Genomic DNA, 12,069 nt, shown 5'->3' on the forward strand with positions numbered 1-12,069 from the left:
CCGTGGGAGGCTGGCGCGCGTGAAGATGTACGCCGACCGGCTGCCCACCGCCGTACGCCAATTGCTGACCGACCTGGCCGTGGTCCTGTGGGTCTACGCGTGGATCCGAGCCGGGTTCTGGGTGAACGACATGGTCGAGAAGCTCGGCGTGCCCGGGCAGAAGCTGCAGGAGGCCGGCACCGGGATCGCCGGCAACCTCGGCGACATCGGTGGCAAGGTCGGCCGCGTGCCGCTGGTGGGCGACGAGCTGACGGCCCCGTTCACCAGCGCGGCCGGGGCGGCGTCGCAGCTCGCCGAGGCGGGCCGGCAGCAGCAGGAGGTCGTGGACAACATGGCGGTCGCGATGGCGCTTCTGACCGTCGCCGTGCCCCTGTCGCTCGTGCTGTTCCTGTGGCTGCCGCGGCGGCTGCGCTGGATGCGCCGGGCCGGCGTGGCCGCCGTGGTACGCGACCAGCCGGCCGGCCGTGACCTGCTGGCGTTGCGGGCGCTGGCCGGCCGGCCGCTGAACGAGCTCGCCGCGCTCGGCCCCGACATCGCCCAGTCCTGGCGCAACGGCGACGCCGCGGCGGTCGAGGCCCTGGCCGCGCTGGAGCTGCGCGACCTCGGGCTCAGGCCCGCGACGAAACGGTAGGTTCCGCGTTCGGCTCCGCGGCGTCCTCCGCGAAGTCCTCGTTCTCCTCGTCGACGTCCTCGTCCAGCCAGTGATGCCGGGCGATCGGGATGGCCACCCAGAACGTCAGGAAGAACACCGCGGTCACGACCGTGAACAGCACGGCGACCCAGGTCTCGAGCAGGTAGTCGGTGATGAGCAGGACGCTGCTGACCATGGCGATGAGCATGAAGGCGAGACCACCGGTCGCCATCCGGTGCGCGTGCCGGACCAGTTCGGGCTTACGGCCCTGCCGGAACAGCGCCCGGTGGAACGCCACCGGCGAGATGATCAGCGCGGTCGCGAAGGCGGTCGAGACCAGCGCGACGATGTACGTGTCCCGCTGGAACTCCGTCGCCTTGGGGAAGCCGCTGCTGAACGGCAGCGTCAGCAGGAAGGCGAACAGGATCTGCACGCCGGTCTGAGCGACCCGCAGCTCCTGCAGCAGATCGGCGAAATTGCGGTCCCAGCGCTGCTTCTCGGTCTCATTCTTCATCCGGCGCTTCTCGGCGGCCATCTGGTCGTCTCCTCACCGTCATGTGGCGCCACGGATTCCCGGCCGGCCGTAACGTCAAACGCCGATCCGTGCCAGGGCCACGTCGGCCAGCGCGTTCGGCGCCTCCTCCGGCACCCAGTGCCCGACGCCGCGCAGCACGACCAGGCGATAGTCCCCCTCGACCCACGTGCTGGTGGCCAGCGCCGCGGACCGGCCGACGACCGGGTCGCCGTCGCTCCAGACGTACGTGGTGGGCACGGTGATCTTGCCGACGCCGGCGAGCTGCCGCCCGGACAGCGCCCGGTACCAGTTGAGCGCCCCGGTGAGCCGGCCCGGTTCGGCCATGGCGGCCGCGTACCGGTCGGCGCGGGCCCCGATCGGGCGCATCATCCGCTTGAGCACCTCGCCGCCGCGCGCGAGCAGCAGCCGCTCGGCGAACCGCGACTGGAACACCTTCATGTACGCGAACCGCAGCCGCTGCGACGGCTGGTTGCGCAGCGAGACGGCAAGCCCGCGCGGGTGCGGCACGGAGACCGCGGTGAGCGTACGGACCCGGTCCGGGTGGTGCGCGGCGAGCAGCCAGCCCACCTGGGCGCCCCAGTCGTGGCCGATCACGTGCGCCCGTTCCACGCCGAGCGCGTCGAGCACCGCCACCGCGTCGGCCGTGGGCTCGGTCAGCCGGTAGTCGGCGACCGCGTCCGGCCGGGCGCCCGCCGAGTAGCCGCGCTGATCCAGGGCGTACGTGCGCAGCCCCGCCGCGTGCAGCCGGGGCAGGATCAGGTCGAACTCGCGGTGGTCCTGCGGGAAGCCGTGCAGCAGGAGCACCGGGGCGCCGTCGGCCGGGCCGCCCTCGTACACGTCGAAGGTGAGCCCTCTGGCCTTGATCTCCATGTGACGCCTCCTACGCTGTCCCGTACGGCCGTACGGTGTTAGCGTCATCGAAACACACCGCAGTGAATCCTCTTCGCGACGGTGGAGACACAGCACATAGCCCCCGCCATGCGGGGGTCAAGGTAGGTCGCGAAAAGGATTCATCCGACAGGGGAGCGCACAGCGCTGAGAGTGCGGGTCACCGCCCGCAGACCCTCGAACCTGATCTGGGTAATGCCAGCGCAGGGAGCTCGGTCTTCTCCAGCCGCGCCGCGTCCGGGTTCAGCCCGGCCGTGGCGTGCGTCTCCTCCCGGTACCGCTGGGAGGCATACATGAAGGGCTACACCAACCCGTACCGCTGGCGCACGATCGACATCGTGATCGCCTCGATCATCGCCGTGGCGTTCGGCGTCATCTTCTGGGCCTGGAACCTGCTCTGGGGAGCGACCGGCGGCGCGTTCGCGTTCTTCCCGCCGGCGCAGACGCTGCTCTACGGCGTCTGGCTGATCCCGGCCGTGCTCGCCGGCCTGATCATCCGCAAGCCCGGCGCCTCGCTCTACACCGAGACGGTCGCGGCGATCATCTCCGCGCTGCTGGGCGCGCAGTGGGGCGCGGTCGTCATTCCGCAGGGCCTCGTGCAGGGCCTCGGCGCCGAGCTCGCCTTCGCGATGCTGCTCTACCGGTCGTGGAAGCTGCCGGCCGCGCTGCTCGCCGGGGCGCTCACCGGGCTGAGCGCCGCGCTGTTCGACTTCTTCGTGTGGAACGGCAGCTACGCGCTCTGGGACTACCGGATCCCGTACGCCCTGCTCACGATCGTCAGCAGCACGGTCGTGGCGGGTGCCGGCAGCTGGGCGCTGACCCGCGCGCTGGCGCCGACGGGCGTGCTCGACAGGTTCGCCGCGGGCCGGGACCGGGCACTGGTCTGACCATGGCGGAGGTCTTGCTGCGGGACTTCGGCTGGCGCCACGCGGGGCGCCGGTCCTGGGCGGTCCGCGGCGTCGACCTGCGCATCCGGCACGGCGAGCGGGTGCTGCTGCTGGGACCTTCCGGGGCCGGCAAGAGCACCCTGCTCGCCGCGCTCGCCGGGCTGCTGCCCGAGGACTCCGGCGAGGCCGAGGGCACCGTGGAGATCGACGGGCTGGATCCGCGCAAGGCCCGCGACGGCGTCGGCCTGCTCTTCCAGGACCCGCAGACCCAGCTCGTCATGGCCCGCAGCGGCGACGACGTGGCGTTCGGCCTGGAGAACAGGGGCGTGCCCGCGGGCGAGATCTGGCCGCGGGTCAGCGACGCGCTGGACCGGGTCGGGTTCCCGTACCCGATCACCCGCGGCACCTCCGCGCTCTCCGGCGGCGAGCAGCAACGCCTCGCGCTCGCCGGCGTGCTGGCCCTGCGGCCCGGCCTGGTGCTGCTCGACGAGCCCACCGCCAACCTCGACCCGGCCGGCGGGGAGCTGATCCGCGAGGCGATCGCGCGGGCCCACGACCGGGACAGCACGCTGATCGTCGTCGAGCACCGCGTCGCCGAGGCGCTCCCGCTGATCGACCGGGTCGTGGTGCTCGCGCCGGGCGGCGGCGTCGCCGCCGACGGCGCGCCCGAGGTCGTCTTCGCCGGTCACGGCCCGTCGCTGGCCGAGCAGGGGGTCTGGGTGCCGGGCTATCCGCTGCCCCGGCACCCGGCCGTCGCGGCGCCGGGCGATGATCTGGTACGGGCACACGCCGCGGCCTTCCGGCACCGGCTGACCGAGGTCAGCATGACGGCCCGGGGCGGCGAGGTCCTGGCGGTGACCGGCCCCAACGGCGCCGGCAAGTCCACCCTGGCCCTGCTGCTCGGCGGCCTCCTGGCCCCCACGGCCGGCCGCATCGAGGCCTTCGGCGAGGCGAGACCGCCGCACAAGTGGCGAGCCGCGCACCTCACCAGCCGCATCGGCTCGGTGTTCCAGAGCCCGGAACACCAGTTCGTCACCAGCCGCGTCGCCGACGAGCTGGCGCTCGGGCCACGCCGCCTCGGCCGTTCCCCCGCCCAGGTGTCGGCCACCGTGGACGACCTGCTCGCCCGGCTGCGGCTGACGGCGCTGGCCGGGGCCAATCCGCACACGCTCTCCGGCGGGGAGGCGCGGCGGCTCAGCGTGGCGACGGCTCTGGCCACGGCGCCCCGGCTGCTGGTGCTCGACGAACCGACCTTCGGGCAGGACCGGCGTACGTGGATCGAGCTGGTGGCCCTGCTCGCCGCCCTGCGCGACGAGGGCCACGGCATCGTCGCCGTCACCCACGACGAGGCGTTCGTGACCTCGCTCGCCGACCGGGTCCACCCCCTCGGCGTCCCCGCACCACCGCCGCTGCCCCGGTTGCGGCCGTGACACTGGTCCTGGAGCCGATCGCGGACCCGGCGGCGCCGCTGGCCCGGCGCAACCCGGTCGCGAAGCTCGGCGCGGCGCTGCTGTTCTCGGCGCCCCTGATCGCCACCCTCGACCCGCTCACCCCGGCCCTCGCCCTGGCCGTCGAGCTGGGTGTCCTGCCGTTCTTCGGCGTCCGCTACGGCGTCCTGGCCCGCCGCGCGTGGCCGCTCACCCTCGCCGCCGCGGGCATCCTCGTGACGATGGTGCTGTTCGCCGCGGACCGTACGGGAGCCCACTTGGTCGCCGTCGGCCCCTTCGACATCACCACCGGCGTGGTCGCGGGCGCGCTCGGCCTCGTCCTGCGCGTCTTCGCGGTGGCCCTGCCGGGCATCATCGTCTTCGCCACCACCGACCCCACCGACCTCGCCGACGCCCTCGTCCAGAACGCCAAGGCCCCGGCCCGCTTCGCCATCGGCGCCCTGGCCGCCTTCCGCCTGATCCCCTTGCTCACCGAGGAATGGCAGATGCTGTCGCTGGCCCGCCGCGCCCGCGGCATCGACGCGGGCCGCAACCCGCTGGCGAAGCTGCGCCTCTTCACGTCGACGGCGTTCGCGCTGCTCGTGGGCGCCCTTCGCCGCGGCGGCCGCCTCGCGACGGCGATGGACGCCCGCGGCTTCGACTCCACGACGCCGCGCACGTACGCCCGCAGACAGCACTTCACGGGTGCGGACGTCGCGCTGGTGGTGGGTGCCGGGGTGCTGGGGGCAGCGGCCCTGACAACGAGCGTCCTGACCGGCTTCTTCAACCCGATCCTCGGCTGACCACCCCGACTGTTTGTATACCTTCTTGAGTTCCGTATGTGGGGGAGCTGCGACGGATGTATTGGGTGGCCGAGCCCGGCACCATCGATTGACAGCCCGACCGGCCGTCAGGGGCGCTCGGCGAGGGCGGCGAGGCGGTCGACGGAGGCCCGCAGCTTGTCGGCCGTCGTTGCGCGGGCTCGGGGCAGGCGCTTCTCGTCGGTCAGGTGGGTCCAGTCGTACGTGTGCGTGACCCGGGTCAACTCCGGCCCGAGCTCCTCGAGCTCCCACCGCCACAGGTGCCCCACCACCGGCTTGCCCGGCTCGGCGGGCTTCCACGCGATGCGCCGGCCCTCCTCGAACTCGACGACGTGGTTCTCGCGGACGTTGCCGTTCGTCGTGGTCATGACGAAGACGTCGCCGACGGCGTGGACGCGCTGGCCGGCCGGCGCCTCGGCCAGGTTGTCGTTGCCGTCCCACCGCGGCTGCTGCGCGGGATCCGCGATGAGCTCGAAAATGCCCGCCGCCGCGGCCGCGACCTCCCGGCCGGCGCTGACGACGCGGTGCTCCTCATGATCGGTCATGCGGTCATCGTGCCTCAGTGCGCGGCGCAGCAGGGGGTGGGGTTGCGGGTCTCGAACGGGACGAGCACGCCGCCCACCGCCGGCATCGTCACCAGCACCAGCGCGCCGTCGCGCCACTGCGGACGCACGAAGTCGTTCGTCCGGACCACCGCCGACGAATCCGCCGATCCGCCGCCGAGGATCTCGACGCGGTCGATCGCGCTGACGGCCAGGACGTCGGCGACCGTCAGCTCGCCGGTCAGCCGCTGCACCCCGGGGAAGACGACCGCGCGGCCGCCGTCACGAGACCCCTCGGCGCGCGGCAGGTCCGCGGGGGGCTCGCCGGCGAAAATCAGCGTGCACGTCACCTGCGGGCGAGGTTCGCGGACCAGGTGGGTGCAGGCGAGCACCGGCTGCGGGTCGAGCGACGCCAGCCAGTGTTCGGCGGCGGCCGTGTCCGGGTGGCCGCCGGCCTCGACGACCGGCAGGCCGTCGAAGCCGGTCGGCGACAGCGAGGTCACCGGGGCAGGACCCAGATCGGGTTGGTGTAGAACCAGAGGTCGCCCCACGGGTCGGCGTCGCCGGCGACGTCCAGCTGCGGGCCGTACGGGTCGACCGCGGCGCCCAGCAGGCCGGGCTGCGTACGGTTGCCGTCCGTGCCCCGCAGGCGCAGGTAGAACGGCTTGTCGAGGCGGCCCAGCGGGTACGTGACCGTCAGCTTCTTCGCGCCGGGCGACACCTCGAACGACTTGGCGACCCGGGTGTCCGGGGCCGTGAACGAGTCCTTGTCCGCGACCGGGCCGGTCACCGAGCCGACGATCACGTCGACGCGCTTGAGGACCGGGATGAACTGCGCCCAGTTCGGCACGTCCTGCAGGTCGATCTCGAGGGTCAGGTCGGTGGCCGTGCCGCGGCGCACCTGCAGGACGCCGCCGAGCGGCGTACCCGTGGCGGGCCGGCGGTCACCCGCGACCCGGACCCGGGCGTCGAGGCTCTTGACGAGCCGGCCGTGGTCGACCCAGACCCGCCCGGCGCGCAGGCCGTCCATCACCGCCTTGTACGAGAACGACGTCGAGCCCACGTTCGTACGCCCGTAGAAGCCGGGCCAGAAGTCGCCCGCAGCGGTGTTGACCGCCGGGTTGTAGACGGGGTCGTCGTACTTGCCGTTGGCCTCGAAGTCGCTGCCCGGACCGCGCTGGGACTGGTCGAGGTGGACCACGTGGCTGTCCGAGTTCACCGTGATCCACCAGGCGCGCCCTTCGGCGAGCAGGCTGTCCCAGAGGCCGCCGACCGTGGCGGTCATCCAGTCGAAGCCGCCCCAGGTGCGGTACGTCTCGAGCGGGTAGCCGGGGAACGACGCGGCGGACGGGTTGTTGTCGTAGAGCCCGCGAGCCCCGCCGCGGCCGTTGGGCGCCTTGATGCCCGCCGCCTGGTGGCCGGGCGCGCCCTCCATGCCGATCGCCACGGTCGGGTCGGCGTCACGCCAGTTGCGGATCTCGTGCGGCGAGTCGATGCCGCGGCGCGACGGGTGGTTGGCGAGGAACAGCGCGCCCTCGATCTTGCGCTGGCGTACCTGCTCGCCGAGGAACTTGATGCCGGCGATCGCGGTCGCCTCGTTCTGCGCCTCGGTGTTGGTGCCCGGCAGTTGCGAGCCGTCGTACGCCTGCTCGAAGCGCTTGAGCACGTCGACCTCGTTGCGGCCGGGGTGCACGAAGACGGTCGCGTGCTCGGCGGCCGGGATGTTCCACTCCAGACCCTGGAACGTGAGCAGGTCCCGTAGCTCCTCGCGGGTCGCCCGGATGTCCGGGTTCACCTTCTCCACGCCGATCTTGGCGTGCGCGTTGCTGCCGTGGTCGGTGATGACCAGCCAGTCCAGGCCGTACGCGCGGCCGTGCTTGGCCTGGTCGATCACCCGGTACTGGGCGTCCGAGCTGTACTGGGTGTGGATGTGGTGGTCCCCGGCGAACCAGCGGAAGCCGCCCTGCGCGGCACCGCCCCCGGCCGGCCCGTGCGCGTGCGGCAGCCCGGCGGCCGCGGCGGCCGACGGCGAGGCCAGCACGGACGCGGCCGCGCCGGCGCCGAGCAGCCCGGCGCCGCGCAGGAAGCCCCGGCGGGAGACGTCGGCGGGCGACAGCTCGCTGTCGGGTACGTGCGGGTCCAGGGCGGGTGAGACATCGCCGGCGGCGGCGGCGTGCGAGTGATCGTGATCGTGGTGGTGGCCGTGACCCATGTCCGGAGCTCCTGCGTGATCGACGCGGTGACGGCGTCAATCTCGCGTCCCGCACTCAACGCCGGGTGTCACCCGGATGACCACCGGACGAACACGTCGAGGCAGAGCTAGTCGCCCGGGCCGGCCGGAGCGGCGCCGTTGTCGGCGAGCGTGAAGCTGCTGCCCGCGCCGCGGACGGCCACCAGCCCGGAACGGTCGGCCCGCAGGTGCAGGCCACCCTGGGCGCCGATCGCGTACGTGGGCCGGCCGTCGCGCGGCTTCCCGGCCTCGAACGTGAACCGCTGCCCCGACCGGCTCGCGTCACACGCCGCGGCCACCACCTTCGCGGCGCCGCCACCCTCACGCAGGCCCATGCAGGCCGGCTCGCCGCTCTCGCCGGCCTTCGCGGTCCTGATGAAATGCTTGCCCTCCCCCACCGGCACCAGCACGAACAGGGTCTTGTCAGAGGGGCCGTCGGTGAGGCTCAGCCGGCCCTTGCCGTCGACGGCGACCACCGACTCGAACGAGTCCACGGGCGTGATGACGACCTGCCGCTCGCCCTCGAGGATCCTGCCTGTGCCGTTCTTCCCGGGCACGGCCGAGGTCTGCGGCAGGCTTGCCGGTGGGGAGCTCGGCGGTGGCAAGCCAGCCGACTGGGAGCTCGCCGGTGGGGAGCTCGCCGGCCCCGCGGGAGAGGACGCCGTGCTGCAGGCCGTCAGCGTCAATGCGCATCCGGCGGCGGTCACGGCGGCGAGATGGCCTCGGTGGATCGGCACGGGTCTCTCCCTCGGTGCGGCGGGCGTGTCCCGCACTTCTTACTCCCCGGCCCGCGCCGCAAAACCGCGCGAAAGTATCTCTGCCCGAAAATCCCTCCCAATTCGATGACGGTCGACGCCTCGCCGGCGGCCGGGTCTGCCACGATGGCCCCATGCTGGTTGCCTTCTCCGTCACGCCCCTCGGCGCCTCCGAGTCCGTCGGCGACCTGGTCGCCGAGGCCGTACGGGTGGTCCGCGCCTCCGGGCTGCCGAACCGAACCGACGCCATGTTCACCACGATCGAAGGCGAGTGGGACGAGGTGATGGCCGTGGTCAAGCAGGCCGTCGACGTCGTCGCCGCGCAGGCGCCCCGGGTCAGCGTGACCCTCAAGGCGGACGTGCGCCCCGGCGTGACCGACGCGCTCAACGCCAAGGTGGAGCACGTCGAGCGGAGACTGGCCGGGCAGTGAGACGCCTCGTCATGTGGGACATCGACTACACCCTGCTACGGGGTGGCGGTGTCGCGGCGCAGGCGTGGCGGGAGGCGTTCACCGAGGTGACCGGCCTGCCGTGGCGGGCCACGCCGAGCTTCGGGGGGCGTACCGACCTGGACATCTGCGCGGAGGTCTTCGCCACGCACGGGGTCACCGGGTGCACGCCGGAACGGTTCTTCGCCCGCTACGTGGAGCGGGTGCACGGATCGCGGCACCTGTTCGCGCAGGAGGGCGAGCTCATGCCGGGTGTGCGGGCGGTGCTCGACGAGCTGAGCACCCGCGGCGACGTCGTGCAGACGCTGGTCACCGGCAACGTGCCGCAGGTCGCGGCCGCGAAGGTCGCGGCCTTCGACCTCACCGCGGTCTTCGACGCGGAGATCGGCGGCTACGGCACCGACGACAGCGTGCGCGCCACGCTCGTGCGCCGCTGCCGGGCACGCGCCGAAGCCAAGTACGGCGAGAGCTTCCGCCCGGTGGTCATCGGCGACACCACCAACGACGTCTCGGCGGCGCTCGCCAACGCCGCCCTGGCGATCGGCGTGGCCACCGGCGCGACGAGCATGGCGGAGCTGGCGCTGGCCGGGGCGCACGCGGTGCTGCCCGACCTCTCCCACGTGGACGCGGCGGTCGCCATCATCACCGGCTGAGCCGCAGGTGCGGCGGGAAGCCCGTCCAGCGCAACTCCGCCGGCAGGTGCGACATGTCGTTGAACACCAGCAGGCCGGGTGGCCGGTCGTCGCTGTAGCGGATCACCGTGAGGGCACAGTTGGCGTGGTTGAGGCCGAGCCAGCGTTCCGGCGGCGCCTGCAGCGCGTCGCGGACGAACCAGGCCGCCGGGTAGGCGTGGGTGATGACGAGGTCGTGGCGCTCCGCGCCGTCCGGGGCCGGACCGGCGAACCGGTCCAGCGCCTGCGCGGCGAGCCGCGGCCCCGACGCCAGCTCCTCAGCGGTCCAGTCCGCGATCAGCGCCGCGAAGGCCGACGGCACCGGATCGGGCACGTACGGCACGTAGTCGCCGACCGCCTCCGACTCGACGGCGGCGGGCCCGGACAGCAGCGCCGCCGTCTCCACCGCCCGGCGCTCCGGGCTGTGCGTGATCGAGGTGAGCGGCACGTCCGCCAGCCGCCGCGCGAGGCACTCAGCCTGCTGCTGTCCCGCCGCGGTCAGCCCACCGCCCTCCGCAGCGTCGCCGTGCCGGGCCAGGTAGAGGTGACGGACCGTCACGCCGGGGCGATCGGATTGGGGATCGCGCCGCCGAACCGGCGGTCGCGCTGGGCGTAGAGCTCGCACGCGTACCAGAGGTGGCGGCGGTCGAAGTCGGGCCAGAGGGTGTCGAGGAAGACCAGCTCCGCGTACGCCGACTGCCAGAGCAGGAAGTTGGACGTCCGCTGCTCCCCCGACGGGCGCAGAAACAGGTCAACCTCCGGCACCTCGGGGTGGTAGAGGTACTTCTGGATGGTCTTCTCGGTGACCCGGTCCGCGCGCAGCTTGCCCGCGGCCACGTCCCGGGCGATGGCGGCCGCCGCGTCGGCGATCTCCGCCTGGCCGCCGTAGTTCACGCAGAACTGCAGGGTCAGCGTCGAGTTGCCGCGCGACATCTCCTCGGCGGTCTGCAGCTCGGAGATGACGCTCTTCCACAACCGGCCGGCGCGGCCCGACCAGACCACCCGGACACCGAGGTCGACGAGCTGGTCGCGGCGGCGGCGGATGACGTCACGGTTGAAGCCCATGAGGAAGCGCACCTCCTCCGGGGACCGTTTCCAGTTCTCGGTGGAGAAGGCGTACGCCGACAGATACGGGATCCCGAGCTCGATCGCGCCCTCGATGGTGTCGAACAGCGAGAACTCGCCCTGCTCGTGCCCCTTGGTGCGGGACAGCCCGCGTTCCTTGGCCCAGCGGCCGTTGCCGTCCATCACCAGCGCCACGTGCCGCGGGATCGCCCCCTTGGGCAGGTCGGGCGGGCGGGCGCCGGAGATGTGCGGAGTGGGCGGACGCGTCACTGAACTTTTTTCAACGTGGCGGGGCCGACCCTGCCCGCCACCGGCCGACGGCTCGGCACCGTCGGGCTTGATGCCAGGTTGAAAAAGGTTCACTGGGAGGGCTCCCGTCGGTCGACTAGCGGAAGGGCGCGCAGGTTGCGCTCCATGTGCCACTGCAGGTGGGCGGCGACGAGGCCACTGCACTCACGGCGTACGGGCGGCTCGGCGGCGTCGGCGACGGTCCAGTCGCCGTGGGTCAGCGCGAGCATCAGGGCGAGCGTCGCCGGGGCCGGATGCGCGGCGCCGGGCGGGCGGCAGTCGGGGCAGACCGAGCCGCCGGCCGGCACGGAGAACGCGCCGTGACCGCCCGGGGTGCCGCAGACCGCGCACTCGGCCAGGGCCGGGGCCCAGCCGGCGAAGGCCATCCCCCGCAACAGGTACGCATCCAGGACCAGGCTCGTCGCGTGCTCGCCGGCGGCCAGCGCCTTGAGCGCCCCCAGGGTCAGCTGGAAGAGCCGCAGCGACGGCTCCCGCTCGACCGGCGTGAGGCGCTCGGCGGTCTCGGCGATGGCGCTGGCGGCCGTGTAGCGGGGGTAGTCCTCGAGGAAGCGTTTGCCGTACAGCGCGAGACCCTCGACCTGGCTGATCGAGTGCAGGCTGCTGCCGACCCCCTCGGGGGAGCCGGCCAGCTGCAGGTCGATGTGGCCGAACGGCTCCAGCCGGGCCCCGAAGCGCGAGGTGGTGCGTCGCACCCCCCGCGCGACGGCCCGCAGGCGGCCGTGGCGGCGGGTCAGCAGCGTGATGATCCGGTCGCTCTCGCCGAGTTTCTGCACGCGCAGCACCACCGCGTCGTCGCGGTAGAGCTGGCGTCGGTATCCGGCGGGCACCCCGACATTCTGCCCCCTGGGTACGACAGACC

General features: G+C 73.0%; 15 protein-coding genes and 1 riboswitch. Of the genes, 6 read left to right on the forward strand and 9 right to left on the reverse strand.

Annotated elements, in window-relative coordinates:
- The first annotated feature begins 25 nt into the window (after window positions 1-25).
- Entirely contained in the window at window positions 26-631 is a 606-nt protein-coding gene (locus tag AB0K03_RS27375; protein ID WP_364690339.1) for a hypothetical protein, read from the forward strand.
- Here AB0K03_RS27375 and AB0K03_RS27380 read toward each other — a convergent pair.
- Both AB0K03_RS27380 and AB0K03_RS27385 read right to left on the reverse strand, forming a co-directional pair.
- Entirely contained in the window at window positions 609-1,145 is a 537-nt protein-coding gene (locus tag AB0K03_RS27380; protein ID WP_364690097.1) for a DUF6328 family protein, read from the reverse strand. The genes AB0K03_RS27375 and AB0K03_RS27380 overlap by 23 nt on opposite strands.
- A 75-nt stretch (window positions 1,146-1,220) precedes the next feature.
- On the reverse strand, window positions 1,221-2,036 hold the full coding sequence (locus tag AB0K03_RS27385; protein WP_364690100.1) for an alpha/beta hydrolase: 816 nt from the start codon (window positions 2,034-2,036) through the stop codon (window positions 1,221-1,223).
- Window positions 2,037-2,175: 139 nt separating this feature from the next.
- Window positions 2,176-2,282: riboswitch (TPP riboswitch) on the forward strand.
- Between the two features lie 65 nt (window positions 2,283-2,347).
- Between AB0K03_RS27385 and AB0K03_RS27390 the strand changes: the two genes are divergently transcribed.
- From AB0K03_RS27390 to AB0K03_RS27400, 3 genes are read left to right on the forward strand one after another with little or no spacing between them, the layout of a single operon-like run.
- Window positions 2,348-2,941 (forward strand): ECF transporter S component, encoded by a 594-nt coding sequence (locus AB0K03_RS27390; RefSeq protein ID WP_364690103.1) that lies wholly within the window; start codon window positions 2,348-2,350, stop codon window positions 2,939-2,941.
- Window positions 2,942-2,943: 2 nt separating this feature from the next.
- Window positions 2,944-4,371 carry an ABC transporter ATP-binding protein gene (locus AB0K03_RS27395; RefSeq protein ID WP_364690106.1) on the forward strand — a complete coding sequence of 476 codons (1,428 nt, stop codon included), beginning with the start codon at window positions 2,944-2,946 and terminating at the stop codon, window positions 4,369-4,371.
- Window positions 4,368-5,171, forward strand: a complete 804-nt coding sequence (locus AB0K03_RS27400) for an energy-coupling factor transporter transmembrane component T (protein WP_364690109.1) — start codon at window positions 4,368-4,370, stop codon at window positions 5,169-5,171. Before AB0K03_RS27395 ends, AB0K03_RS27400 begins: the two co-directional genes overlap by 4 nt.
- A 107-nt stretch (window positions 5,172-5,278) precedes the next feature.
- Here the strand turns inward: AB0K03_RS27400 and AB0K03_RS27405 are convergent, their stop codons facing one another.
- The 4 genes from AB0K03_RS27405 to AB0K03_RS27420 all read right to left on the reverse strand — a co-directional run bounded on the left by AB0K03_RS27405 (window position 5,279) and on the right by AB0K03_RS27420 (window position 8,518).
- Window positions 5,279-5,734: an SRPBCC family protein gene (locus tag AB0K03_RS27405; protein WP_364690112.1), complete on the reverse strand. Its 456-nt coding sequence runs from the start codon at window positions 5,732-5,734 to the stop codon at window positions 5,279-5,281.
- Between the two features lie 14 nt (window positions 5,735-5,748).
- Entirely contained in the window at window positions 5,749-6,234 is a 486-nt protein-coding gene (locus AB0K03_RS27410; RefSeq protein WP_364690115.1) for a hypothetical protein, read from the reverse strand.
- Window positions 6,231-7,943 carry a histidinol-phosphatase gene (locus tag AB0K03_RS27415; protein WP_364690118.1) on the reverse strand — a complete coding sequence of 571 codons (1,713 nt, stop codon included), beginning with the start codon at window positions 7,941-7,943 and terminating at the stop codon, window positions 6,231-6,233. Before AB0K03_RS27415 ends, AB0K03_RS27410 begins: the two co-directional genes overlap by 4 nt.
- 107 nt (window positions 7,944-8,050) lie before the next feature.
- Complete coding sequence (locus tag AB0K03_RS27420; RefSeq protein WP_364690121.1) at window positions 8,051-8,518, reverse strand: hypothetical protein; 468 nt, start codon at window positions 8,516-8,518, stop codon at window positions 8,051-8,053.
- A gap of 332 nt (window positions 8,519-8,850) precedes the next feature.
- On the opposite strand from AB0K03_RS27420, the gene AB0K03_RS27425 reads away from it, so the two are divergent.
- Both AB0K03_RS27425 and AB0K03_RS27430 read left to right on the forward strand, forming a co-directional pair.
- Window positions 8,851-9,147, forward strand: a complete 297-nt coding sequence (locus AB0K03_RS27425) for an MTH1187 family thiamine-binding protein (protein ID WP_364690123.1) — start codon at window positions 8,851-8,853, stop codon at window positions 9,145-9,147.
- A complete protein-coding gene (locus AB0K03_RS27430; protein ID WP_364690125.1) occupies window positions 9,144-9,818 on the forward strand; it encodes a haloacid dehalogenase-like hydrolase in 675 nt (224 codons plus the stop codon). The genes AB0K03_RS27425 and AB0K03_RS27430 overlap by 4 nt, the downstream gene beginning before the upstream one ends.
- Here the strand turns inward: AB0K03_RS27430 and AB0K03_RS27435 are convergent.
- The 3 genes from AB0K03_RS27435 to recO form a co-directional block, all read right to left on the reverse strand.
- Window positions 9,808-10,395, reverse strand: a complete 588-nt coding sequence (locus AB0K03_RS27435) for a histidine phosphatase family protein (RefSeq protein WP_364690128.1) — start codon at window positions 10,393-10,395, stop codon at window positions 9,808-9,810. The two genes, AB0K03_RS27430 and AB0K03_RS27435, sit on opposite strands and share 11 nt — an antisense overlap.
- A complete protein-coding gene (locus AB0K03_RS27440) occupies window positions 10,392-11,171 on the reverse strand; it encodes an isoprenyl transferase (protein ID WP_364690131.1) in 780 nt (259 codons plus the stop codon). Before AB0K03_RS27440 ends, AB0K03_RS27435 begins: the two co-directional genes overlap by 4 nt.
- An 89-nt stretch (window positions 11,172-11,260) precedes the next feature.
- Window positions 11,261-12,037, reverse strand: a complete 777-nt coding sequence (gene recO, locus AB0K03_RS27445; RefSeq protein ID WP_364690132.1) for a DNA repair protein RecO — start codon at window positions 12,035-12,037, stop codon at window positions 11,261-11,263.
- Window positions 12,038-12,069 lie beyond the last annotated feature (32 nt).

Source organism: Actinoplanes sp. NPDC049316, assembly GCF_040677315.1.
Lineage (GTDB): Bacteria > Actinomycetota > Actinomycetes > Mycobacteriales > Micromonosporaceae > Actinoplanes.